Raw genomic sequence first — 24,143 nt, 5'->3', positions numbered from 1 at the left:
CCTTGTAGTCCGGATTGTTCTGGATCGCCCGGGGTCAGGCAGTCTTGCGGGCGGAGGTCATCAGCTTCATCAGGCTTTCCTGGCTGGCTTCCTCTTTGGTCAGCACGCCGGTGATGGCGCCTTCGAAGATGGTGTAGATGCGGTCGGAGAGGCCCAGCAGTTCCGGCAGTTCCGAGGAAATGACGATCACGCCCTTGCCCTGGTTGGCCAGCTGCTGGATGATGCCGTAGATCTCGTACTTGGCGCCGACGTCGATGCCGCGGGTGGGCTCATCGAGAATCAGCAGGTCCGGGTCGGTGAACATCCACTTGGCCAGGACGACCTTCTGCTGGTTGCCGCCGGAGAGCTTCGCGACGCCTTCCTCCACCGACGGGGTCTTGGTACGCAGCGACTTGCGGTACTGCTCCGCGACCGTGAACTCCTGGTCGGCGTCAACCACGTTGTGCTTGCTGATCTTCTTCAGCGCCGCCGAGACGGTGGTGGCCTTGATGTCGTCGAGGAGGTTCAGGCCCAGGGACTTGCGGTCCTCCGTGACGTATCCGAGGCCGGCGTTGATTGCCGCCTTGACCGACTTGAGCTGGATCTCCTTGCCGTCCTTGTAGACGTGGCCGGAGATGAAACGGCCGTAGGAGCGGCCGAAGAGGGAGCGGGCCAGTTCGGTGCGGCCCGCGCCCATCAGACCGGCGAAGCCGACGATCTCGCCGCGGCGGACGTAGAAGCTGGAGTTCTTGCAGACCAGGCGGTCCTGGATCTGCGGGTGGCCCACGGTCCAGTTCTTGACCTCGAAGAAGGTCTCGCCGATGTTCGGGGTGTGGTCCGGGAAGCGGGACTCCAGGGTCCGGCCCACCATGCCCTTGATGATGCGGTCCTCGTCGACGCCGTCGGCCTTTACATCGAGGGTCTCGATCGATTTGCCGTCGCGGATGATGGTGATGGAGTCCGCGATCTGCTCGATCTCGTTGAGCTTGTGGGAAATGATGATCGAGGTGATGCCGCGGCCCTTGAGGCCCAGGATCAGGTCCAGCAGGTGCTGGGAGTCGGACTCGTTCAGGGCTGCGGTGGGCTCGTCGAGAATGAGGAGCTTGACCTTCTTGTTCAGCGCCTTGGCGATCTCGACCAGCTGCTGCTTGCCGACGCCGATCTCCTTGACCGGGGTGTCCGGGTCCTCGCGCAGGCCCACGCGGGCGAGCAGTTCGGTGGAGCGGAGCCGGGCCTCGGCCCAGTCGATCACGCCGCGCTTGGTGGGTTCGTTGCCCAGGAAGATGTTTTCCATGATGGACAGTTCGGGGATCAGCGCCAGTTCCTGGTGGATGATCACGATGCCGGCGTGCTCGCTGGCCCGGATGTCCTTGAACTCCTGGACTTCGTTCTGGTAGACGATGTCGCCGGTGTAGCTGCCGTGGGGGTAAACGCCCGAAAGGACCTTCATCAGGGTGGATTTGCCGGCGCCGTTTTCACCGCAGATGGCGTGGATTTCGCCGGCCTTCACCCGCAGGTTCACCTCGGCCAAAGCTTTAACGCCGGGGAACTCTTTGGTGATGGAGCGCATCTCGAGAATTACGGGATCGCTGTGCGTGTCGAGGGACGTCATCTGCCCTTACGCCTCCAATGCATGACTTCGTTGTCCGCCCCTGCAAACCGCAGGGCCGTCTGATGGAAAAGTAAACTGGATCACGTCGTTGTCGTCAAGTCTTTAACGCAACGGACGGATAACGGTGGAGCTAGTTGCGCCGGATTCCGGCCTGCTGGAAGACCAGTGCGGTTGCCCCGAGGGCCTCGGCGCGGTCGCCCAGGGAGGACATGGTGAGGGTTGTGGTCTCGCCGATCACGGGCACGGCGTGCCGGATCAGGCCCCGCCGGATGGGGTCCAGCAGGAGCTCGCCGAGGCCCGCCAGCGGCCCGCCGACGACGATCACCTCGGGGTTGATCAGGTTGGCCACGTTGCCCAGCGCACGCCCGGCGGCGAGGCCGGCGTCGTCCACCACCCGCAGCGTGGCGGAGTCCTTGGCGAGGGCCTTGCGGACGATGTCCTCGCTGGTCATGGGCCGGTCGTCGCCGCGGCTGAGCAGCTCCAGCATGGTGGTGGTGGATGCGACGGTTTCCAGGCAGCCGCGGTTGCCGCAGCGGCAGACAAGGCCGTGTTCGTGAATGGTGGCGTGGCCGATTTCGCCGGTGATCCCGACGTTGCCGTAGTAGGGCATGCCGTTGATGATCAGGCCCGCGCCGATGCCCGAACCGATCTTGAGGAAGAGCAGGTTACTGGTGCCGCTGTGCGGTCCCCACGTCACCTCGGACAGGGCGCCGAGGTTGGCGTCGTTGTCGACGAAAATCGGCAGATCCAGGGCTTCTTCGAGGCGTTCCAGGATGTTGATGCCGACCCATTCCGGCAGGATGGCGCCCTGGGCGACGGTCCCGGAACGGCGGTCGATGGGGCCGGGGATCCCGACGCCGGCACCCACCAGGGCGCTGCGCTCGACGCCGCTGGTATCGAGCAGCCGGTCAAGGACGGCGACGGCGGCGGCGATGCCGTCCTCGGCGTGGTGGCCCAGCGGCAGGAGCACCGCCTCCTCGGCCAGGACGTGGTAGCTCAGGGAGGCCAGCACCACGCGCAGGTGCCGGCGGCCGAAGTCGATGCCCACGGCCACGGCGCCCTGGCTGTTGAGCCGGACGTTCAGGGCCCGTCGGCCGGAGCTGGTGGTCGGTTCGGTGGAGGCGAGCCCGGCGTCCTGCATGATCTTGACGATGTTGGAGACCGTGGCCGTGGAGAGCCCGGTCTGCCGGGCCAGTTCAGCCTGCGTGGACGGGCCCGCGAGCAGGCATTCGATGATCCGTTGCTGGTTCAAATGGCGGAGCGCGGATTGCGACCCGGGGTTTTTCGTGCGGCTCCTCGTTGAGCGCGTTGGTGAGGGCATGCAAAGAAGCGTGCACCATCAGAGGTTTGTAGTCAAGAAGTTAACGCAAGCCTCGGCGCGCCCGCCCCCGAATACCCCCTTGCGGATCAGCCGTGCAGCTCGCGGTGCGCCCGCGCGAGCTCGCGGTAGTGCGCGGCGTTGTGGCGGACGCCGTCGAACTCCTCCTCCGTCAGTTCCCGGCGCACCTTGGCGGGCACGCCCGCAACCAGCGACCGGGGCGGGATGACGGTGCCCTCGAGCACGACGGCGCCCGCCGCCACGAGCGAGCCGGCGCCGATCACGGCGCCGTTGAGGACCGTGGCGCCCATGCCGATGAGGCAGTCGTCCTCGACCGTGCAGCCGTGGACCACGGCGCCGTGGCCGATGCTGACGCCCGCGCCCACCGTGCAGGGGAAGTCCGGGTCCGCGTGCAGCACCACGTTGTCCTGCAGGTTGCTGCCGGCGCCGACGCTGATGGCGGCGGTGTCCGCGCGGACCGTGACGCCGTAGAAGGCGCTGGAGTCCTCGGCGAGGGTGGCGTTGCCGATGATCGAGGCGCTCGGGGCAACGAAGGCGGAGTCGTGGACGGCCGGGGTCTCGCCGGCGAAAGCGTAAACGGGAGTCATGGACCCCAGCCTAGGACAGTGGCCGGACCTGCGGGAGCGCCGGGAGGCTCGGATCAGGCACGAATCACGCGCGGAGAACCGTGAAGCCGGGTCCGGGACCGGCGTCCGGGCCGCCCTGCGGGAGGACGACGGCGATCGGTGCGCCGGGTTCGGCCACGCGCCGGAGTTCGCGGAGGGCGCCGTCCGATGCCTCGGCGTCGAGTCCGGCCAGGGCGTCGGGGGCCCAGACGGCCGGGAAGGCTGCGTCCGCGAACGGCAGGGCCGCGGCGGTTGCAACCGAGGCGGAGAGGCCGTGGGCGCGGGCGGCGTGGATGTTTTCTTCGGAGGCGTCCACGCCGGTGAAGTGGAGCCCGGCGCGGACGAAGGCGAGGCCCTCGGCACCCGTGCCGCAGTCCAGGCCCAGCACGGCGTGCCGGCCCTCCTCCTTGAGCAGGGCCACGAAGTCGTCCAGCCGCTGCGCCCCGTTGTTTCTGGTCACGGGTGTGGTCATGGCTCCAGTAAAGGGCCCCGGCCGCGCACGCGGCAAGGGCCGTCCCGGAAACGGCTAGCTGAAGACGACCGTCCGGTTGCCGTCCAGCAGCACCCGGTGCTCGGCGTGCCACTGCACGGCCTGGGCCAGGGTGCGGCCCTCGACGTCGCGGCCCATCTGCACGAACTGCTCGGCGGTGCGCCGGTGGTCCACGCGGATGACCTCCTGCTCGATGATCGGGCCCTCGTCCAGGGCGGCGGTGACGTAGTGCGCGGTGGCGCCGATCAACTTCACGCCGCGGGCGTGCGCCTGGTGGTACGGCTTGGCGCCCTTGAAGGAGGGTAGGAACGAGTGGTGGATGTTGATGGCTTTGCCGGTCAGCTCGGTGCAGAGCTCGTCCGAGAGGATCTGCATGTAGCGGGCCAGGACGGTCAGTTCGACGTCGTGCTCGGCCATCAGGGCGCGGAGGGCGTCCTCGGCCTGGACCTTGGTGTCCTTCGTGACGGGGATGTAGTGGAAGGGGATGCCGTAGAACTCGGCGAGGCCGGCGAGGTCGCGGTGGTTGGAGACGATCGCGGGGATTTCGATCGGCAGCGTGCCGGACCGCTGCAGGAACAGCAGGTCGTTCAGGCAGTGCGCCGAGGTGCTGGCCATCAGCAGGGTGCGCAGCTTCCGGCCGGCCGGGTTCAGGCTCCACTGCATGCCGAAGGCCTGGGCCACCGGCTCCAGCGCGGCGAGCAGCTCCGATTCGGGGGCCGCCGTCGTCGCCTCCACCCGCATGAAGAAGGTGCCCGTGCCCTCGCTGCCGTACTGCTGAGAGTCCGTAATATTGCAGCCCGCCACCAGCAGGGCGCCGGCCACCGCGTGCACGATGCCGGGCCGGTCCGGGCAGGAGAGGGTGAGGATATAGGAGGCAGTCAGCTGGTCGTCAGTCACGATAGAACAGCCTACCCGCGGCTGGGATAGGCTTAACCTGTCGCAACTGGCGTTGGGTGGCTTACCACCAGGGAGCGGCACGCACGCAGACCACGGATCGTACGCCTGGGCCGAGGGTCATGTTTTTCCGGTTGGCAGCCCCGCGCTGCCCTCCCGCGGGGCCCGTCATCTAGCGGCGCCGGCGCGGACCAGCCGGTAACCTGACCTCACAGCAGTGACCGTTGCCAAGCCAGGAGTTCTTCGTGACTACTTCCCTTCGCCTTTCTTCAGCAGCCGTAAGCAACCAGCCCCTCGCTGAACTCGATCCCGAGATCGCCGCCGTCCTGGACCAGGAGCTCGGCCGCCAGCGCGGCACCCTGGAAATGATCGCCTCCGAAAACTTCGCCCCCCGCGCCGTCATGGAAGCCCAGGGCTCCGTGCTGACGAACAAGTACGCAGAGGGTTACCCGGGCCGCCGCTACTACGGCGGCTGCGAATACGTCGACGTCGCCGAGCAGCTCGCGATCGACCGGGTCAAGGCCCTCTTCGGCGCCGAGTTCGCCAACGTCCAGCCGCACTCCGGCGCGCAGGCCAACGCCGCCGCCCTCTCCGCGATGATCACCCCGGGCGACAAGATCATGGGCCTGTCCCTGGCCCACGGCGGACACCTCACCCACGGCATGAAGCTGAACTTCTCCGGCAAGCTGTACGACGTCGCGGCCTACCAGGTCGAGGAGGACACCTTCCGGGTGGACATGGACAAGCTCCGCGAGCAGGCGCTCGCCGAGAAGCCCCAGGTCATCATCGCCGGCTGGTCCGCCTACCCGCGCCACCTCGACTTCGCCGCCTTCCGCTCGATCGCCGACGAGGTCGGGGCCCTGCTCTGGACCGACATGGCGCACTTCGCCGGCCTGGTGGCCGCCGGCCTGCACCCGAGCCCGGTGCCGCACTCCGACGTCGTCACCTCCACCGTGCACAAGACCCTCGCCGGGCCGCGCTCCGGCGTGATCCTGGCCAAGCAGGAGTGGGCCAAGAAGATCAACTCCAACGTCTTCCCCGGCCAGCAGGGCGGCCCGCTCATGCACGTCATCGCGGCCAAGGCCGTGGCGTTCAAGATCGCGGCGGGCGAGGAGTTCAAGGAGCGCCAGGAGCGCGTGCTTGAGGGCGCCCGGATCATCGCCGAGCGTTTGAACGCCGCCGACGTCGCCGAGGCCGGCGTCTCGGTCCTCACCGGCGGCACCGACGTGCACCTGGTCCTGGTGGACCTGCGCAACTCCCAGCTGGACGGCCAGCAGGCCGAGGATCTGCTGCACTCCGTGGGCATCACCGTGAACCGCAACGCCGTTCCGTTCGACCCGCGCCCGCCGATGGTCACCTCCGGCCTGCGCATCGGCACCCCGGCGCTGGCCACCCGCGGCTTCGGCGCCGAGGAATTCACTGAGGTCGCCGACATCATCGCCACCGCCCTCAAGGCAGGCACCGGCGCCGACGTCGAGGCCCTCCAGTCGCGAGTGGACAAGCTCGCCGCCGACTTCCCGCTGTACCCGCAGCACGAGCAGTGGTGATCCGGTTGACCAACGACATGACTGAAACCCGCACCGCTCGCATCCTCGACGGCAGGGCCACCGCGGCCGCCATCAAGGCCGAATTGACCGAACGCGTCGCCGCCCTCAAGGCCCGCGGCGTCGTCCCGGGACTGGGCACCATCCTCGTCGGCTCCGACCCGGGCAGCACCTGGTACGTCGGCGGCAAGCACAAGGACTGCGCCGAGGTGGGCATCACCTCGATCCGCCGCGACCTGCCCGAGGAGACCACCCAGGAGGAACTGCTGGCCGTGGTCCGGGAGCTGAACGAGAACCCCGAATGCACGGGCTACATCGTCCAGCTGCCCCTGCCGAAGCACATCGACCAGGACGTCATCCTCGAGGCGATGGACCCGGACAAGGACGCCGACGGCCTGCACCCGATGAACCTTGGCCGCCTGGTGGCCAACGTGTCCGGGCCGATGACCTCCCCGCTGCCCTGCACGCCCAAGGGCTGCATTGAGTTGCTGACCCGCCACGGCATCGACCTCAAGGGCAAGCGCGTCCTGGTGGTGGGCCGCGGCGTCACCATCGGCCGGCCCGTGGGACTGTTGCTGACCCGCAAGGACGTCAACGCCACGGTCATCCTGGCGCACACAGGCACCGTGGACCTGCCCGCCGAAATCCGGCAGGCCGACGTCGTCATCGCCGCCGCCGGCCAGCCGCACATGATCAAGGCCGCGGACCTCAAGCCCGGCGCGATCGTGCTGGACGTGGGTGTCAGCCGCGTCGACGACGGCAACGGCAAGGCCGTGGTGACCGGGGACGTGGAGCCCGCCGCGGCCGGCGTCGCCGCCTGGATCTCCCCGAACCCCGGGGGAGTGGGACCGATGACCCGCGCCATGCTGCTGGCCAACGTGGTGGAGACCGCCGAACGCCAGCTCCAGGACTAACCACCGCAACTGACTCGCAGCTCAGGCCGTTTTCAGCACCCATAACGGCCTCAGCTGCGAGTCAGTTGGGTTTCCCGGCCGAAAAGTCCCAAGAATTTACGAAAAGACTCTTTCATGGTTTGCCCGGATGGACTAGCGTGTTTCGGGTGCCTGAACTCGCCGCAAAAGAATCGCCCGTGGAAAGCGCCGCCGAATCCGGCCCCGCCCAGTACGTCATCACCGCAGAGAACCTGACCAAGAGCTACGGCGACATGACCGCCGTGGACGGGATCAGCTTCCGCGTGCCCGCCGGCGAGGCCTTCGGCCTGCTGGGCCCCAACGGCGCCGGCAAGTCCACCACCATGCGGATGATCGGCGGCGTCTCCCAGCGCACCTCCGGCTCCCTGACGATCATGGGCCTGGACCCGGAGCAACACGGCCCCGAGGTCCGCGCGCACCTGGGCGTGGTCCCGCAGCAGGACAACCTGGACGAGGAACTCAAGGTCCGGGACAACCTCTTGGTCTACGGCCGCTACTTCGGCCTGCCGATGAGCTACCTCAAGCCCAAGGCCGACGAACTGCTGGAGTTCGCCCAGCTGACCGACAAGGCCAAGGCGAAGGTGGACGCACTCTCCGGCGGCATGAAGCGGCGCCTCACGATTGCCCGCTCCCTGATCAACGAGCCCAAGATCCTGCTCCTGGACGAACCCACCACGGGCCTGGACCCGCAGGCCCGCCACATCCTCTGGGACCGGCTCTTCCGGCTCAAGGAACAGGGCGTCACCCTGATCCTCACCACCCACTACATGGACGAGGCGGAGCAGCTCTGCGACCGGCTGATCGTGGTGGACAAGGGCCGGATCATGGCCGAGGGCTCCCCGGCCAGCCTGATCCGCGAATACTCCACCCGCGAGGTGCTCGAACTGCGCTTCGGGTCCGCCCGCAACGCCACGGTCGGTGCAGAGCTGGAGGGCATCGGCGAACGGGTCGAAACCCTCCCGGACCGCGTCTTGATCTACGCCAACGACGGCGAGGCCGCCCTGGAAGAGGTCTCCGCCCGCGGCCTCCGCCCCGTCACCTCGCTGGTGCGCCGCTCCTCCCTGGAGGACGTCTTCCTGCGCCTGACCGGCCGGAGCCTCGTTGACTAGGAACCCGTTGACTACGAATCCGTTGACCGGCGACCCGGCCGTGACCGAGCCGGGACAAACGACGGCGGCCCGCCCGGAGCCGCAGACCGTGACCGGGCGCGCGCACGCGCCGGAGGTCTCCGCGGCCAAGGCCCGCCGCTGGGGTGCGTTCTACTACGCTGAACAGGTCCTGCGGGTCATGAAAGGCTACGGCTGGACCATCGTGATGTACGGCGTGGGCCAGCCCGTCGCCTACCTCTTCGCCATGGGCGTGGGGCTGGCAACGCTGGTGGACTCGAACTCCGCCGCGGCCTTCGGGGGCGTCAGCTACCTGACCTTCATCGCCCCGGCCCTGCTGATCTCCGCCGCCGTGATGACCGCCGCAAACGAGTTCACCTTCCCGGTGATGGACGGATTCAAGTGGCGCCGGGTCTACTACGGCCCGCACGCCTCCCCGCTGACCCCGGAACAGATCGCCGCCGGACAGATCATCGCCGTGACAGTCCGGTTCCTGCTGCAGTCAGCCATCTACTTCGGCGTGGTGACCCTGTTCGGCGCCTCACCCAGCGGCTGGGGCTGGGTCTCGATCCTCATCGCCACCCTGGCCGGCCTCGCCTTCGGCCTGCCCCTGATGGCGTACGCGGCCCGGATCAAGGAGGACAAGGGCCAGTTCGCCATGGTGATGCGCTTTATCGTCATGCCGCTGTTCCTGTTCTCCGGCACCTTCTTCCCGCTGGACACCCTGCCGCTGGGGGTGCGCTGGGTCGGCTGGATCTCCCCGATCTGGCACGGCACAGAACTCGGCCGGGTGGTCACGTACGGTTACCCCGAGCCGGCCTGGCTGAGCGCCGTCCACCTGATTGTCCTGGCCGGCCTCACGGTCCTCGGCTGGGTCCTGACCCGGCGCCAGTTCGCCACGAGGATGGGTGCATGAGCACGCTCGCCACCGCCGGACACCACGACGGCGCCCCCAGCGTCACCGACGCCGCCCGCGCCCGCCGCTTCGGTCCGCTGTACTCGCGCAACGTGCGCGCCGTCGTCGCCCGCGGGCTGATGGCCACCAAAAGCAGCAACTGGATGGTGATGCTCTCGGGCTTCTTCGAACCCGTGCTCTACCTGATTTCGATGGGCGTGGGCCTCGGCGCGATCGTCGGCACGGTGCAGGGCCCCGGCGGCCAGGAGATCTCCTACGCCGCGTACATCGCCCCGGCGCTGCTGGCGGTCTCGGCGATGAACGGCGCCGTGTACGACTCCACCTGGAACGTCTTCTTCAAGATGAACTTCGCCAAGCTCTACCAGGGGATGCTCTACACCTCGCTGGGGCCGATCGACGTCGCGATGGGGGAGATCTTCCTGGCCCTGCTCCGCGGCCTGATGTACGCCACCGGGTTCACCGCCGTGATGGGCGTGATGGGCCTGATCACCACCCCGTGGGCCATCCTGATGATTCCGGCGTCGGTGCTGATTGCTTTCGGCTTCGCCAGCTTCGGCATGGGCATCACCAGCTTCATGAAGACCTTCCAGCAGATGGACTGGATCAACTTCATCATGCTGCCGATGTTCCTCTTCAGCGCCACCTTCTACCCGCTGAGCGTCTACCCGGGACCCATCCAGCTGCTGATCCAGGCCATGCCGCTCTGGCACGGGGTGGAGTTGCTCCGCCAGATCAGCGTGGGCGCCTTCGACGCCTCCACGGCCCTGCACATCGGCTACTACCTGGTGATGATCGTGCTCGGCGTCGCCCTCACCACGGGCCGGCTGCGGAGGCTGTTCCTGAAGTAGCGGCGCCGGCGGCGGCCTCCCCGTGGGCCCAGGCGGCCCGGGACAACGTCGGTCCGTTCGCCGGGGGTGGAAGCGCCACGGGCGGTGCGCGCCGTTTGCGATAATGGACCCATGCGATCCCTCGGCAACCCTTCCTCCACCACGTCCCCGTTCGCCGCCGCCGGCAAGAACCCGATGTTCCGCATCGGCGGCCTCGGCATGACGGTGTTCATCATCGCCTTCCTGGTGGCCGTGATCTTCGCGGCGAACCAGAACGACGTCGTGGGCTGGGTTGTCGCCGTCATCGCCTTCTTCTGGCTGGCGCTGGCCTCCTTCGTGGTCTTCAGCATTCAGAAGGCCGCCAAGCGCGCCGGGGCCAAGCTCAACGAGGCGCAGAACGCCTTCAACTCCGCCGTAGGCCGGGCGCCGTCGGCTGGCAGCGCCGACCACGGTGGCACCCGCGTCGTCGGGGAGCGCCGGGAAGCCGACGAGGTCCGCGACATGAAGCTGGACCACTCCTTCAAGATCGTCCAGGTGCAGGTCCGCGTCGTCGAGCAGGAACGGGCAAAGGGCGAGGCCTCGGACCAGGACACCATCCGCCGCGCCCTCGAGACGATCGAAATCACCGCCACCAACGCCCGGGACATGATCAAGTCCGGCGGCTCCTCCGACGAGCCGGTGAGCGGAACCATCATCGACTAGAGTGGATCGGGTGAGCTCGGCATTGGAGAAGGACCACCTTCGCATCGCAACGGTCAACGTCAACGGCCTTCGCGCCGCCTACAAAAAGGGCATGGCGGAATGGCTGGCGGCGCGCGAGGTGGACATCCTCTGCCTGCAGGAGGTCCGCGCGCCCGACGCCGTGGTCCGGGACCTGCTCGGCGACGACTGGCACATCCTGCACGCCGAAGCCGAGGCGAAGGGCCGCGCCGGCGTCGCCATCGCCTCGCGCACGGAGCCGACGGCCACCCGGGGACACATCGGCCACGATTACTTCTCGACGGCGGGCCGCTGGGTGGAGGCGGACTACATCGTCCGCGACGCCGCCGGGAACCCCGCCACGCTGACCGTGGTCAGCGCCTACGTCCACTCCGGCGAAGCCGGGACCCCGAAGCAGGACGATAAGTTCCGCTTCCTGGACCTCATGCTGACCCGGCTGCCGGAGCTGGCCAAGCACAGCGACCACGCCGTGGTCGTGGGGGACCTGAACGTGGGCCACACGGAGCTGGACATCAAGAACTGGAAGGGCAACGTCAAACGTGCCGGCTTCCTGCCCGAGGAGCGTGCCTATTTCGACCGCTTCATGGGCGAGGAAATCGGCTGGAAGGATGTTCACAGGGGCCTGGCGGGTACCGTCAACGGCCCCTACACTTGGTGGTCGCAAAGGGGACAGGCCTTCGACAACGACACGGGCTGGCGGATTGACTACCACCTCGCCACCCCCGCCCTCGCCGCCGCAGCGGTGCAGGCCGTCGTTGACCGGGCGCCGTCCTGGGATACCCGCTTCTCCGACCATGCCCCGCTGGTAGTGGACTACCGGCTCTAGTTTTAAGGCTTTCCCCATGACCTCTCCCGCCACCGCGTCGCTGATCCCCGACGCCACCCCCTCCACCGACGCCGCACCGGCGGCTGCCCCCGGCACCCGCCAGCGGATCCTCTCCGGAATGCAGCCCTCCGCCGACTCGCTGCACCTGGGCAACTACCTCGGCGCCCTGGTGAACTGGGTCCGGATGCAGGACGAATACGACGCCGTCTTCTTCATCCCCGACCTGCACGCCATCACCGTGCCCCAGGACCCGGCCGAGCTGGCCCGCCGCACCCGGGTGACCGCCGCCCAGTACATCGCCGGCGGCGTCGACGTCGACAAGTGCACCCTCTTCGTCCAGTCCCAGGTGCCCGAACACGCCCAGCTGGCCTGGGTGCTGAACTGCATCACCGGCTTCGGCGAGGCCTCCCGGATGACCCAGTTCAAGGACAAGGCGCTCAAGCAGGGCTCGGACCAGGCCAGCGTGGGCCTGTTCACCTACCCGATCCTGCAGGCCGCGGACATCCTGCTGTACAAGCCGCAAGGCGTCCCCGTCGGTGAGGACCAGCGCCAGCACGTCGAGCTCAGCCGCGACCTTGCCCAGCGCTTCAACTCCCGCTTCGGCGAGACCTTCACCGTGCCGCAGCCCTTCATCCAGAAGGGAACCGCGAAGATCTACGACCTGCAGAATCCGACGGCGAAGATGTCCAAGTCGGCCGAGTCCCCGGCCGGCCTGATCAACCTGCTGGATGAGCCGAAGTTGATCGCCAAGCGGATCAAGTCCGCCGTGACCGACACCGGCACCGAGATCCGCTTCGACCGGGAGAACAAGCCGGGCGTCTCCAACCTGCTGACCATCTACTCGGCCATCACCGGGCAGTCCATCGAGCAGCTCACCGCGGCCTACGAGGGCAAGATGTACGGCCACCTGAAGGTCGACCTGGCGGAGGTGGTGACGGCACACCTGAGCCCGATCCGCGACCGCGCCAACGAACTCCTGGCCGACCCGGCCGAGCTGGACCGCCTCCTGGCGGTCGGCGCGGACAAGGCCCGGGAAGCCGCGGCGGCCACCCTCAAGGACGTGTACGCCAAGGTGGGCTTCCTGCCGTACGCCGGGGCACGGGGAGACATCTAGGGCAATGTCCTCCGCCAGCAACGTCACCGCGAGCGAAACCGGCACGTCCACGGGCCTCTCCCGGGACACCGGCGGCACCGCCCCCTCGGCGGCCGCGCCCGCGGGCCAGGACGCGCACGCTCCGGAGGACGGCATCAGCATCGGCGTGATCCTGGGCTTCCCGCCCAGGATCGCCGAGGAGCTGCGGCGCTGGCGGGCCTCCTTCGGGGACCCGCTGGCAGCTACGGTGCCCGCCCACATCACGCTGGTCACCACCACCACCACCCGGGACTGGGAGGCCACCCGGCGGCACGTCCGCGAGGTCGCCGGCCGGCAGGAGCCCTTCACCGTCACCATCGCCGGCACCGGATCGTTCCGGCCAGTCTCCCCGGTGGTGTTCCTGAAGGTGGAGGAGGGGTTCGGCGAGTGCGTGGACCTGCACCGGCAGCTGCAGCGCGGCCCGCTGGAGCGCGAGCTGCCCTTCGCCTACCACCCGCACGTCACCGTGGCCCACGACGTCGCCCCGGAAAGCCTTGACGAGGCCGAAACGGCGCTGAAGGATTACAGGGCCAGCTTCCCGGTGGCTAGCATGGGTCTTTACGAGCACGATGACAACGGCATCTGGCAGCTACGGGAAGAACTGGACTTTGGCAGCGAACGTGACCACCACCGAGGCGAAGACGCCACAGAAGGCCCCCGCTAGCCCACCCGCACCCACGGACCTGCCCGGACTGCGACTGGAGGTCATCCACAAGCGGATGGACTGGGTCAAGGCCCGCCGCTCCGGTGGCAACGTCCTGGCGGGCATGCCGCTGCTGTTCGCGAAGATCAACACCTTCCGGCCGCAACGGGCCTTCATGCACTACAACCTCCAGCGCGGCCCGCTGCTCAGCGCGGGCATCGGCTTCCGGATGTTCTTCTCCATCACCGGTTTGCTGGCCACCGGATTCTCCCTCGCCGGGCTGATCCTCAACGGCCAGCCCGCCCTGCTGGAACAGATCATCCGCAGCGTCGCCGGCGCCGCCCCCGGCCTGCTCAAAGTCAACGGCGGCCCGGGCCTGGTGGACCCACACCAGCTGCTCAACCCGTCCAACCTCGGCTGGACCGCCCTGATTGCCGCCGCCGTCACCGTGTTCACCGCACTCGGCTGGATCAGCGGGGTCCGCGACGGCGTCCGCGGCATGATGCAACTGGGCCCGCGGCCCATCCTGCCCGTGCTGCAGATCCTGCGCGACGCCGGGACCCTGCTGCTGCTCGGCGCCGCCCTGGTGGTCAGCGCGGGCGCCTCCCTGGTGTTCGGCACGGCCGCCGACTGGGTGGCCGGCCTGCTGCACCTGGACCCGCTCCTGGCCGGTCCGCTGACCACGTCGGTGACCATCGTGGTGCCGCTGCTGCTCGCCTGGGGGACCGCCCTGATCATGTTCCGGGTAGCGGCCGGGGTTCGCCTGTCCCGGCGGGCGCTGCTGGAGGGCACCATCATGGCCGCCGCCGGCACCACGGTGCTGCAGTTCTTCAGCACCCAGCTCCTGGCCAGCTCGGGCCGCAACCCGATCCTGGCCCCGTTCGCCATCATCATCGGGCTGCTGGTCTGGTTCAACCTGGTCAGCCAGGTCTACCTGGTCTCAGCCTCCTGGTCCGCCGTCCGCGAATCAGACCGGTCCGCCGGCCCGGCGGACAAGACCCTCGGCTGGGGTGCCCGGCAGGTCCAGCCCGGCCGGACCCCCGCCGAGCCGCGCGTACGCCCGCGGGGGGCGCCGGCTAGTTTCCGGCGTCGAGGTACTGATCGGCCCACGCCGAAATAATCTTCGCCGCCCGGGCCGCCTGCCCCTTGCCGGTGAGCAGGTGGTCCGATCCCTCCAGCGAGACGAAGTTCCGCGGGTGCCGGGCGGTCTGGAAGATACTGCTGGCGTTCTCGATGCCCACCGTGGTGTCCGTGGGGGAGTGCAGCACCATCAGCGGCTTGTGCAGCCGGCGGATGCAGTCGGTAAGGTCCGCGTTCTCCAGGTCCTCCACGAAGTGCCGGCGGATCTCCACCCGCTTGCCGCCCAGGTCCACCTCGGCGCTGCCCTCGCTGAGGATCCGGTCCAACGCCGCGTCGAAGACGTGGGCCACGTGCTTGGGCGAGAACGGCGCGCCCACCGTGGCCACCGCGTCCAGCTCCGGGATGCTGTGGGCCGCCGCCAGCACGGCGGGACCGCCGAAGGAGTGGCCCACCAGCAGCGACACCGGCCGCCCGGAGCCGCGCATGAACTCCGCCGCCCGGACCGTGTCCGCCACCTTGTGGCTGAAGGACCCGGCCGACCATTCGCCCGCCGAGCCGCCCAGGCCCAGGTTGTCGAAGCGCAGCATGCCCACCCCGTTGTCCGCCAGCGCCTTGCACATCCGGGCGGCGGCCGGGCTGTCCTTGCCCAGGGTGAAGCCGTGCGAGAACACGCCCCAGCCTTTCACCGGCCCCTCGGGCAGGTCGATGATCCCGGAGAGCAGTTCGCCGGTGGAACCTTCGAAGGTGACTTTTTCTGAGCGGGACACGGGGGCCTTTCGAGGGATGTAGCGGGGGAGGGGCGTGGGAGGGGAACACGACGACGGCGCCCCCACCCAAGGGTGGAAGGCGCCGTCGTCGTGGTGCTGTGCCCGTGGAGGGCTCAGCGGTGCTTAGACCTTGCGGGACAGGATGGCCTGCTTGACCTCAGCGATGGCCTGCGTGACCTGGATGCCGCGGGGGCATGCCTCGGTGCAGTTGAAGGTGGTGCGGCAGCGCCACACGCCTTCCTTGTCGTTGAGGATCTCCAGGCGCATGTCGCCGGCATCGTCGCGGGAGTCGAAGATGAAGCGGTGCGCGTTGACGATCGCGGCCGGGCCGAAGTACTGGCCGTCGGTCCAGAACACCGGGCAGGACGAGGTGCACGCGGCGCAAAGGATGCACTTGGTGGTGTCGTCGAACCGCTCGCGGTCCTCGGCGGACTGCAGGCGTTCCTTGGTGGGCTCGTGGCCGCGGTTGATCAGGAACGGCATGACCTCGCGGAAGGACTGGAAGAACGGCTCCATGTCCACGATCAGGTCCTTTTCGACCGGCAGGCCCTTGATCGGCTCGACCGTGATGGGCTTGGTGGTGTCCAGGTCCTTGAGCAGGGTCTTGCAGGCCAAGCGGTTGCGGCCGTTGATGCGCATGGCATCGGAACCGCAGACGCCGTGCGCGCAGGACCGGCGGAAGGAGACGCTGCCGTCCTGCTCCCACTTGATCTTGTGCAGGGCGTCCAGCACGCGGTCGGTGCCGTACATGGTGACCTGGAAGTCGTCCCAGGTGGCCTCCTCGGAGACCTCGGGGTTGTAGCGGCGCACGCGCAGCGTCACGTCGAAGGACGGTATTTCACCGCCGCCGCCGACGCCGGCGGGCAGTTCGATCTTGGAGGCTGGCTCAGCGAGTTCAGCGGTCATCTTAGTACTTCCTCACCATCGGCTCGTAGCGCGTGAAGACCACCGGTTTGGTAGCCAGCCGGATGCCGGCGATCGCCTCGGCGGAACCGTCCGCCGGAGCGTGCTCATCCTTGTACGCCATGGAGTGCTTCATGAAATTTTCGTCGTCGCGCTCGGGGAAGTCCTCGCGGAAGTGTCCGCCGCGGGACTCCTCGCGGTGCAGGGCCGCCACGGTCATGACCTTGGCAAGCTCCAGCAGGAAGCCCAGCTCCACGGCCTCGAGCAGGTCAAGGTTGAAGCGCTTGCCCTTGTCCTGGACGTTGATCCGCTGGTAGCGCTCCTCGAAGGACGCGATGTCCGCCAGGACCTGGTTCAGCGTGTCGGCGGTGCGGAACACCTGCATGTTGGCGTCCATGGTGTCCTGCAGTTCCTTGCGGATCTGGGCCACCTTTTCGGTGCCGTTGGCGGTGCGGACGTGCTCCAGCAGGTTCAGCGTGTAGGCCTCCGGATCCGCGGGCAGTTCCACGAAATCGGCGGTCTTGGCGTACTCGGCGGCGGCGACGCCGGCGCGCTTGCCGAAAACGTTGATATCCAGCAGTGAGTTGGTGCCCAGGCGGTTGGAGCCGTGGACGGAAACGCAGGCGACCTCACCGGCGGCGTAGAGGCCCGGGACGATCGTGTCGTTGTCCTGCAGGACCTCGGCGCTGATGTTCGTGGGGATGCCGCCCATGGCGTAGTGCGCGGTCGGGAAGACCGGGACCGGTTCGGTGTACGGCTCCACGCCCAGGTAGGTGCGGGCGAACTCTGTGATGTCCGGGAGCTTGGCATCGATGTGCGCCGGCTCCAGGTGCGTCAGGTCCAGGAGGACGTAGTCCTTGTTCGGGCCGCAGCCGCGGCCCTCGCGGACCTCGTTGGCCATGGAACGGGCCACGATGTCACGGGGCGCCAGGTCCTTGATGGTGGGGGCGTAACGCTCCATGAAGCGCTCACCCTCGGAGTTGCGCAGGATCGCGCCCTCGCCGCGGGCCGCCTCGGAGAGCAGGATGCCCAGGCCGGCCAGGCCTGTCGGGTGGAACTGGAAGAACTCCATGTCCTCCAGGGGGATACCGCGGCGGAACGCGATGCCCATGCCGTCACCGGTAAGCGTGTGGGCGTTGGAGGTGGTCTTGAAGACCTTGCCGGCGCCGCCGGAGGCGAACACGACCGACTTGGCCTGGAAGACGTGCAGTTCGCCGGAGGCCAGGTCGTAGGACACGACGCCCGCAACGCGCTTCTGCTTGTACGGGGTGCCGTCCTCGCGGACCGCGTCTTCCTCAACCGTCAGCAGGTCCAGCACGTAGTACTCGTTGTAGAACTCAACGTTGTGCTTGACGCAGTTTTGGTACAGGGTCTGGAGGATCATGTGCCCGGTGCGGTCGGCGGCGTAGCAGGCGCGGCGGACCGGGGCCTTGCCGTGGTCGCGGGTGTGGCCACCGAAGCGGCGCTGGTCGATCCGGCCCTCGGGCGTGCGGTTGAACGGCAGGCCCATCTTCTCGAGGTCCAGGACGGCGTCAATCGCTTCCTTCGCCATGACCTCGGCGGCGTCCTGGTCAACCAGGTAGTCGCCACCCTTGATGGTGTCGAAGGTGTGCCATTCCCAGTTGTCTTCCTCGACGTTGGCCAGGGCGGCGCACATGCCGCCCTGTGCCGCGCCGGTGTGGGAGCGCGTGGGATAAAGCTTGGTCAGTACCGCTGTTCGGGCGCGCTGACCGGATTCGATCGCTGCGCGCATGCCCGCGCCACCGGCGCCGACGATGACGACGTCGTACTTATGGACCTGCATACCAGATGCTCTTTCTCTCAAAATTCGCTGTGAACACCGCCGGCGAGACCAGGACGGTGGGGCCCGCTGTTCCTGCCCGCCGGGCAGGCAGGACTCAGCGGCCGGGGACCGGGGCGGCTACGGGGCGGGGCAGAACCCGCCGGGCAGCTGCACGCCGTCGACCACGGGGCAGGGGTTGAAGGTGAAGATCACCAGGGTGCCGAGGATTACGATTGCCGCGGCGGCCGCGTACAGCACGATCTTCAGCCACAGGCGCGTGGCGTCCCTCTCAGCGTAGTCATTGATGATGGTGCGGACGCCGTTGCTGCCGTGCAGCATGGCCAGCCACAGCATCGCCAGGTCCCAGACCTGCCAGAACGGGTCGGCCCACTTGCCGGCGACGAAGCCGAAGTCGACCGCGTGGATGCCTCCGCCGACCATCAGGTTCACAAACAGGTGACCGAAGATGAGGACCACCAGCACGACACCGGAGAGCCGCATGAACAGCCATGCCAGCATCTCGAAGTTGCCCTTCGAGGAACCGTTGCGGTTGTACTTCGGGGCGACGCGGCCCGCGCCGACCTTGCCGGAGCGCGGGGTCTGGATCTGCGTTGCACTCATGGCTAGTGACCTCCGAGGGCGAGGGACAGGTGGCGGATGGAGAAGCCGACCATGACGATGACCCAGAGGGCCAGAACCGTCCACAGCATCTGGCGCTGGTACTTGGCGCCCTTCTTCCAGAAGTCGACGGCGATGATCCGGAGGCCGTTGAAGGCGTGGAAGACGATCGCCGCGACGAGGCCCGTTTCACCCAGGGCCATGAGGGGGTTCTTGTAAGAGCCGATCACGGCGTTGTATGCCTCCGGGGACACACGCACCAACGACGTGTCCAGCACGTGGACCAACAAGAAGAAAAAGATCACTACACCGGTAACGCGGTGTCCAACCCAGGACCACATGCCTTCACGGCCGCGGTACAAGGTGCCAGCTGGTTTTGTCGGCACTGAATAAACCTCCCTGCAACACAGCGGCGCTGGCATGGGATCCACGCGGGGGGAACGCCTGCTGCGAGAGCACTCGTAAGCTCAAGCCTAAATCTAGGCTTCGCTGTCAGCTTATTCAATTCAGGGCGGCGGTACGGCGGGGAGCTTCCGCGGTTTTTGCCCGGTTTTGAGACGAACGCCACATTCGCTGGCATTGCCGGTCAATTTGGTGTGCACTTTCCGGGGCTCCGGGGGCCCCGTCCGTTAGAGTGGCCGTGATGACTACTGATAATGTGACCGGCCTCGAGCCGCATGATGCCGCCGCGGATTCGCCCCTGGACCGTTTCATTGCGGTGATCCCGGCCGGGGGTGTCGGCACGCGCCTCTGGCCGCTGTCCCGCGCCGCGGCCCCGAAGTTCCTGCACGATCTCACCGGGTCCGGCAGCACGTTGTTGCGCGCCACCTACGACCGCCTGGAGCCGCTGGCCGGCAGCCGGATGCTGGTCGTCACCGGCAACGCCCACCGCGAGGCCGTCTGCCGCCAGCTGCCCGAGATCCACGACGCCGACCTGGTGCTCGAGAGCGAGCCGAAGGATTCCGGTGCCGCGATCGGCCTGGCCGCCGCCATTCTCTACGAACGCGACCCGGACACCATCATGGGCTCCTTCGCCGCGGACCAGGTCATCAGCCCCGACGAGCTGTTCCAGGAGGCCGTCCGCGAGGCCATTTACACCGCCGCCTACGGCAAGATCGTCACCATCGGTATCAAGCCGACGCACCCCTCGACCGGCTTCGGCTACATCCGTGCCGGTGAGCAGCTCAGCGTCCCGAACGCACCCAGCGCCCACACGGTGGTTGAGTTCGTCGAGAAGCCCAGCGAAGACGTCGCCCAGCAGTATGTGGACAGCGGGGAATACGTCTGGAACGCCGGCATGTTCGTCGCCCCCGTGTCCCTGATGCTCAAGCACCTAGAGGCCAACCAGCCCGAGCTGTTCGCCGGCCTGCAGGAGATCGCCAAGGCGTGGGACACCCCGCTGCGTGACGAGGTCACCGCCCGGGTCTGGCCCACGCTGCCCAAGATCGCCATCGACTACGCCGTGGCGGAGCCCGCCGCCGAGGCCGGGGACGTCGCCGTCGTGCCCGGCACCTTCCGTTGGGACGACGTCGGAGACTTCGCCTCCGTGGGCCGTCTCAACAGTGCCAAGGAGGTCGACGAGGTCACCGTGATCGGCGCCGGCGCCCGGGTTTTCACCGAAAACGCCAGCGGCGTGGTGGTCACCGACACCAAGCGCGTCATCGCCCTGATCGGCATCAAGGACGTCGTGATCGTGGATACCCCCGACGCCCTGCTGGTCACCACCAAGGCCCACTCGCAGCGGGTCAAGGCCGCCGTCGACGCCCTCAAGGCCAGCGGCGACACGGACGTCCTCTAGCCTGACCGCGCTTAAACGCCGCTGACCTGCGCTTTCACCGCCGCCCGGGACCCGATGGGTACCCGGGCGGCGGTGCGTAATGCGCCGTCCGGGATGCCGCTATTTTTTCGACTGTGGCTACAGTGATTGAGTGCGCAATTACACTACCGAGGCCGAGCCCACCACCCGCGTGGAACCCTGGCTGGAGCCCCTCCTGCCGGAATTGATCGACTTCCGCCGTGACCTGCACGCGCACCCCGAGCTGTCCTTCAAGGAATTCCGCACCACGGACAAGCTCGCCAGCCGGCTGGAGGCCGCCGGACTGAAGCCGCGCCGCCTGGAAGGCACCGGCCTGACCGTGGACGTGGGGGAGGGACCCATCGCCACCGCGCTGCGCGGCGATATCGACGCGCTGCCGATCATCGAGGAAACCGGGCTGGAGTTCGCCTCCAAGAACCACGGGGTCACTCACGCCTGCGGCCACGACGTGCACACCACCACCATGCTCGGCATTGCCCTGGTGCTGCAGCGCATGCACGAAGCCTCCCCGCTGGGCGGGACGGTGCGGATCATCTTCCAGCCGGCCGAGGAAACCATGCCCGGTGGCGCCCATGCCTGCATCGAACAGGGCGTCCTCGAGGGCGTTCCCCGGATCCTGGCGCTGCACTGTGACCCGCGGATCGAGGTGGGCAAGATCGGCACCCGCATCGGCGCCATCACCTCCGCCTCCGACACCATCAAGATCGAACTCTCCGGCCGCGGCGGCCACACCTCCCGCCCGCACCTGACCGAGGAGCTGGTCTTCGCCCTCGCCCAGATCGCCATCAACGTCCCCGCCGTCCTGTCCCGCCGGGTGGACGTGCGCAGCGGTGTCTCCGTGGTGTGGGGCCACATCTCCGCCGGTGCCGCCCCGAACGCCATCCCGGCCAGCGGCTACATGGCCGGCACCATGCGCTGCCTGGACCGGGACGCCTGGCACAGCGCCGGCCGGATCCTCGACGAGGTGGTCCAGCAGATCGCCGCGCCCTATGGCGTCGACGTCCACCTCGAGCACACCCGCGGCGTCCCGCCGGTGGTCAACTCCGAGCACGAGACCGCACTGATCGAGGCCTCCGCCCGCGCCGAGATCGGCGAGAGCTCCGTGGTGCTCACCCCGCAGTCCATGGGCGGGGAGGACTTCGCCTGGTTCCTGGCCGACCTGCCCGGGGCCATGATGCGGCTGGGCACCAAGACCCCCGGCGGCGAGGAGTACGACCTGCACCGCGGCGACTACATCCTGGATGAGCGCGCCCTGGGCCTGGGCATCCGGGTCCTTACGGCCGCGGCCCTGCGCACCCTCCGCGACCTCGGGCAGCAGTAGCGCCTCCGCCTCACCGCCGGACTAGCCGCCGGAATTCCCCGCCTTTGCCTGCCCGCCGGATCGACCCGCCGTCGGGTCCCCAGAACACGCCGGACGACGACGTCGAACGTGGGGGATTTCCGCACGCCACCACGGCCGGTGCGCTAGGTTGTGCACAACTGAGTTGCGTACAACTGAAATAGTCCGTAGGGTGGAATCATGCCCTCTTCCGCAGAGACCCCCGACGCCGTGACCCGGCCCGAGGCGCCCCGCCTCGATGCGCCCCGCCTCGACAGGCAATTGTGCTTCGCCATGTACTCGGCCTCCCGCGCCGCGACGGCGGCCTACCGGCCGATGTTGGAGGAGCTGGGCCTGACCTACCCGCAGTACCTGGCCATGATGGTGCTCTGGGAGGACCAGCCACGCAGCGTCCGCGACCTCGGCGAGGAGCTCGGCCTGGACTCGGGCACGCTGTCCCCGTTGCTGAAGCGGCTCGAGGCGCTGGGCTTTGTGGAACGGCGCCGGTCCGCCGAGGATGAGCGGCGCGTCGAGGTTTTCCTGACCGACGCCGGTGCAGCCCTGGGCGCCCGCGCCGCCGGTATTCCGCAGCGCCTGGCCGACGCCGCCGGACTCTCCGCCGCGGAGCTGGACCAGCTCCGCGAGACCCTGACCCGGCTGGCCGCGGCCCTGCACGCCGGCCACTGACGGCGACCGGGCCGCCCGGCGGCCACACAACAGACTTTCCCCACCCCGACAGATTGGATCCCCATGAAAACCCTGTACACCGCGGAGGCCCTTGCCTCCGGTGAAGGACGCGACGGCAACGCCCAGACCAATGACGGCAAGCTCAACGTCACGCTCGCCAGCCCGGTGGAGCTCGGCGGCAGCGGCGACGGCACCAACCCGGAGCAGCTCTTCGCCGCCGGGTACGCCGCCTGCTTCCACTCGGCCCTGCGCCTGGTGGGCCGCCAGCAGAAGGCGGACCTGACCGATTCCGCCGTCGCCGCGAAGGTCCACCTCGGCGCCCTGGACGGCGGCGCCGGCTACGGCATCGCCGCCGAACTCGAGATCGCGCTGCCCGCCGTCGACCGCGAGACCGCCGAGGCGCTCGTGGCCAAGGCCCACGAGGTCTGCCCCTACTCCAACGCCACCCGTGGCAACATCACCGTAGACATCACCATCATGGAGGTCGCCGCATGAGCACCGAGAACACCAACCTTCCCACCAGCACCCGCGAGATCCAGCTGGCCTCCCGCCCGCACGGCCGCCCCGTACCGGAGAACTTCCGCCTGGCCGAGTCGGCCCTGCCGGAGCTGCAGGACGGCCAGGTGCTGGTCCGCAACCTCTTCATCTCCGTCGACCCGTACATGCGCGGCCGGATGAACGACGTGAAGTCCTACTCCGCGCCGTTCGCCCTGGACGCGGCCATGGAAGGCGGCGCCGTGGGCGAGGTCATCGCCTCCCGCTCCGAGGACCGCAAGGTCGGCGACACCGTGGTGCACAGCCTCGGCTGGCGTGAATACGCCGTCCTGGATGCCGGCGCCACCTCGCCGGCCCGCACGGACCTGGCCCCGGCGTCGGCCTTCCTCGGCGCCCTCGGCATGACCGGCCTGACCGCCTACGCCGGCCTGCTGAAGGTTGCCGACTTCAAGCCCGGCGACGCCGTGTTCGTCTCCGGCGCCGCCGGCGCGGTCGGCTCCCTGGTGGGCCAGATCGCCAAGGCCATGGGCGCCTCCCGGGTCATCGGCAGCGCCGGCACCCCGGAGAAGGTCGCCCGCCTGCTCGAGCTCGGCTTCGACGCCGCGTTCAACTACCACGACGGCCCGGTCCGCGACCTGCTCAAGGACGCCGCGGGCGAGAAGGGCATCGACGTCTACTTCGACAACGTCGGCGGCGAGCACCTCGAAGCCGCGCTCTCGGTGATGAACGTCGGCGGCCGCGTAGCCATGTGCGGCGCCATCGCGCAGTACAACTCCACCGAGCCGACCCCGGCCCCGCGGAACCTGATGCTGGCCATCGGCAAGCAGCTGACCCTCAAGGGCTTCCTGGTGGGCGGCTACTGGCAGTACATGGGCGAGTTCGTCGAGAAGGTCTCCGGCTGGATTGCCGACGGCACCATCCGCTACGACGAGACGATCGTGGACGGCCTGGAGAACGCCCCGCAGGCCTTCATGGACCTGCTCGACGGCGCCAACACCGGCAAGATGCTCGTCCGCCTCTAAGCAAGCTTCCAGGCAGACAGCCGACCCGCCCACCGGTTGCGGCTCCGAAAAGGCCCCGGACTCACAGTCCGGGGCCTTTTGCGACCCGA

Annotated in this window: 25 protein-coding genes; 15 read left to right on the top strand and 10 right to left on the bottom strand. The window is 68.3% G+C overall.

Annotation, left to right across the window (positions count from 1 at the left end):
* Positions 1–34: 34 nt before the first annotated feature.
* The 5 genes from mmsA to purU all read right to left on the bottom strand — a co-directional run bounded on the left by mmsA (position 35) and on the right by purU (position 4,922).
* A complete protein-coding gene (gene mmsA / locus ACFUCU_RS10720; RefSeq protein ID WP_377972495.1) occupies positions 35–1,591 on the bottom strand; it encodes a multiple monosaccharide ABC transporter ATP-binding protein in 1,557 nt (518 codons plus the stop codon).
* A gap of 130 nt (positions 1,592–1,721) precedes the next feature.
* Positions 1,722–2,912 carry an ROK family transcriptional regulator gene (locus ACFUCU_RS10715; RefSeq protein WP_290258833.1) on the bottom strand — a complete coding sequence of 397 codons (1,191 nt, stop codon included), beginning with the start codon at positions 2,910–2,912 and terminating at the stop codon, positions 1,722–1,724.
* Between the two features lie 86 nt (positions 2,913–2,998).
* Entirely contained in the window at positions 2,999–3,517 is a 519-nt protein-coding gene (locus tag ACFUCU_RS10710; protein WP_377972493.1) for a gamma carbonic anhydrase family protein, read from the bottom strand.
* 64 nt (positions 3,518–3,581) lie between these two features.
* Positions 3,582–4,007, bottom strand: a complete 426-nt coding sequence (locus ACFUCU_RS10705) for a bifunctional 2-polyprenyl-6-hydroxyphenol methylase/3-demethylubiquinol 3-O-methyltransferase UbiG (protein ID WP_290258835.1) — start codon at positions 4,005–4,007, stop codon at positions 3,582–3,584.
* A 54-nt stretch (positions 4,008–4,061) separates the two neighbouring features.
* The gene (gene purU, locus ACFUCU_RS10700; protein ID WP_377972492.1) at positions 4,062–4,922 is read right to left on the bottom strand and encodes a formyltetrahydrofolate deformylase; all 861 of its coding nucleotides are present in this window, start codon (positions 4,920–4,922) and stop codon (positions 4,062–4,064) included.
* A 242-nt stretch (positions 4,923–5,164) separates the two neighbouring features.
* Here purU and glyA point away from each other — a divergent pair, with 242 nt between their 5' ends.
* From glyA to ACFUCU_RS10650, 10 genes are all read left to right on the top strand, one after another.
* The gene (glyA, locus tag ACFUCU_RS10695; RefSeq protein WP_377972490.1) at positions 5,165–6,466 is read left to right on the top strand and encodes a serine hydroxymethyltransferase; all 1,302 of its coding nucleotides are present in this window, start codon (positions 5,165–5,167) and stop codon (positions 6,464–6,466) included.
* Positions 6,467–6,483: 17 nt separating this feature from the next.
* Entirely contained in the window at positions 6,484–7,377 is an 894-nt protein-coding gene (locus tag ACFUCU_RS10690; protein WP_377972489.1) for a bifunctional methylenetetrahydrofolate dehydrogenase/methenyltetrahydrofolate cyclohydrolase, read from the top strand.
* Positions 7,378–7,628: 251 nt separating this feature from the next.
* Positions 7,629–8,504: an ABC transporter ATP-binding protein gene (locus ACFUCU_RS10685; RefSeq protein WP_290258869.1), complete on the top strand. Its 876-nt coding sequence runs from the start codon at positions 7,629–7,631 to the stop codon at positions 8,502–8,504.
* Between the two features lie 40 nt (positions 8,505–8,544).
* Positions 8,545–9,417, top strand: coding sequence for an ABC transporter permease (locus ACFUCU_RS10680; RefSeq protein ID WP_377972533.1), 873 nt, complete (start codon positions 8,545–8,547; stop codon positions 9,415–9,417).
* Positions 9,414–10,265: an ABC transporter permease gene (locus ACFUCU_RS10675; RefSeq protein ID WP_364136766.1), complete on the top strand. Its 852-nt coding sequence runs from the start codon at positions 9,414–9,416 to the stop codon at positions 10,263–10,265. The genes ACFUCU_RS10680 and ACFUCU_RS10675 overlap by 4 nt, the downstream gene beginning before the upstream one ends.
* 111 nt (positions 10,266–10,376) lie before the next feature.
* Entirely contained in the window at positions 10,377–10,946 is a 570-nt protein-coding gene (locus ACFUCU_RS10670; protein WP_290258841.1) for a hypothetical protein, read from the top strand.
* 10 nt (positions 10,947–10,956) lie between these two features.
* Entirely contained in the window at positions 10,957–11,790 is an 834-nt protein-coding gene (locus tag ACFUCU_RS10665; protein ID WP_290258842.1) for an exodeoxyribonuclease III, read from the top strand.
* A gap of 16 nt (positions 11,791–11,806) precedes the next feature.
* Positions 11,807–12,904 carry a tryptophan--tRNA ligase gene (gene trpS / locus ACFUCU_RS10660; RefSeq protein WP_377972487.1) on the top strand — a complete coding sequence of 366 codons (1,098 nt, stop codon included), beginning with the start codon at positions 11,807–11,809 and terminating at the stop codon, positions 12,902–12,904.
* Positions 12,905–12,908: 4 nt separating this feature from the next.
* The gene (locus tag ACFUCU_RS10655; RefSeq protein ID WP_377972485.1) at positions 12,909–13,586 is read left to right on the top strand and encodes a 2'-5' RNA ligase family protein; all 678 of its coding nucleotides are present in this window, start codon (positions 12,909–12,911) and stop codon (positions 13,584–13,586) included.
* Positions 13,531–14,685 (top strand): YihY/virulence factor BrkB family protein, encoded by a 1,155-nt coding sequence (locus ACFUCU_RS10650; RefSeq protein ID WP_377972484.1) that lies wholly within the window; start codon positions 13,531–13,533, stop codon positions 14,683–14,685. Before ACFUCU_RS10655 ends, ACFUCU_RS10650 begins: the two co-directional genes overlap by 56 nt.
* Here the strand turns inward: ACFUCU_RS10650 and ACFUCU_RS10645 are convergent.
* From ACFUCU_RS10645 to sdhC, 5 genes are all read right to left on the bottom strand, one after another.
* Positions 14,642–15,412, bottom strand: a complete 771-nt coding sequence (locus ACFUCU_RS10645; RefSeq protein WP_377972482.1) for an alpha/beta hydrolase family protein — start codon at positions 15,410–15,412, stop codon at positions 14,642–14,644. The genes ACFUCU_RS10650 and ACFUCU_RS10645 overlap by 44 nt on opposite strands.
* Before the next feature lie 123 nt (positions 15,413–15,535).
* Entirely contained in the window at positions 15,536–16,318 is a 783-nt protein-coding gene (locus ACFUCU_RS10640) for a succinate dehydrogenase iron-sulfur subunit (protein ID WP_290258846.1), read from the bottom strand.
* Between the two features lies 1 nt (position 16,319).
* Positions 16,320–18,119, bottom strand: coding sequence for a succinate dehydrogenase flavoprotein subunit (sdhA, locus tag ACFUCU_RS10635; RefSeq protein WP_377972480.1), 1,800 nt, complete (start codon positions 18,117–18,119; stop codon positions 16,320–16,322).
* A 117-nt stretch (positions 18,120–18,236) separates the two neighbouring features.
* Positions 18,237–18,719, bottom strand: a complete 483-nt coding sequence (locus ACFUCU_RS10630; RefSeq protein WP_290258848.1) for a succinate dehydrogenase hydrophobic membrane anchor subunit — start codon at positions 18,717–18,719, stop codon at positions 18,237–18,239.
* 2 nt (positions 18,720–18,721) lie between these two features.
* Complete coding sequence (gene sdhC, locus ACFUCU_RS10625) at positions 18,722–19,102, bottom strand: succinate dehydrogenase, cytochrome b556 subunit (RefSeq protein WP_290258849.1); 381 nt, start codon at positions 19,100–19,102, stop codon at positions 18,722–18,724.
* Between the two features lie 257 nt (positions 19,103–19,359).
* Here sdhC and ACFUCU_RS10620 point away from each other — a divergent pair, with 257 nt between their 5' ends.
* From ACFUCU_RS10620 to ACFUCU_RS10600, 5 genes are all read left to right on the top strand, one after another.
* Positions 19,360–20,514, top strand: a complete 1,155-nt coding sequence (locus tag ACFUCU_RS10620; RefSeq protein WP_364136779.1) for a mannose-1-phosphate guanylyltransferase — start codon at positions 19,360–19,362, stop codon at positions 20,512–20,514.
* 130 nt (positions 20,515–20,644) lie between these two features.
* Positions 20,645–21,853: an amidohydrolase gene (locus ACFUCU_RS10615; protein WP_290258851.1), complete on the top strand. Its 1,209-nt coding sequence runs from the start codon at positions 20,645–20,647 to the stop codon at positions 21,851–21,853.
* Between the two features lie 198 nt (positions 21,854–22,051).
* Complete coding sequence (locus ACFUCU_RS10610; RefSeq protein ID WP_377972477.1) at positions 22,052–22,537, top strand: MarR family winged helix-turn-helix transcriptional regulator; 486 nt, start codon at positions 22,052–22,054, stop codon at positions 22,535–22,537.
* 63 nt (positions 22,538–22,600) lie between these two features.
* A complete protein-coding gene (locus ACFUCU_RS10605) occupies positions 22,601–23,032 on the top strand; it encodes an organic hydroperoxide resistance protein (protein ID WP_377972476.1) in 432 nt (143 codons plus the stop codon).
* Positions 23,029–24,054 (top strand): NADP-dependent oxidoreductase, encoded by a 1,026-nt coding sequence (locus ACFUCU_RS10600; RefSeq protein ID WP_377972474.1) that lies wholly within the window; start codon positions 23,029–23,031, stop codon positions 24,052–24,054. The genes ACFUCU_RS10605 and ACFUCU_RS10600 overlap by 4 nt, the downstream gene beginning before the upstream one ends.
* Positions 24,055–24,143 lie beyond the last annotated feature (89 nt).

The sequence above is a fragment of the Arthrobacter sp. NPDC057259 genome (assembly GCF_042668995.1).
Lineage (GTDB): Bacteria > Actinomycetota > Actinomycetes > Actinomycetales > Micrococcaceae > Arthrobacter.
This window is presented reverse-complemented; position numbering and strand designations above follow the sequence as displayed.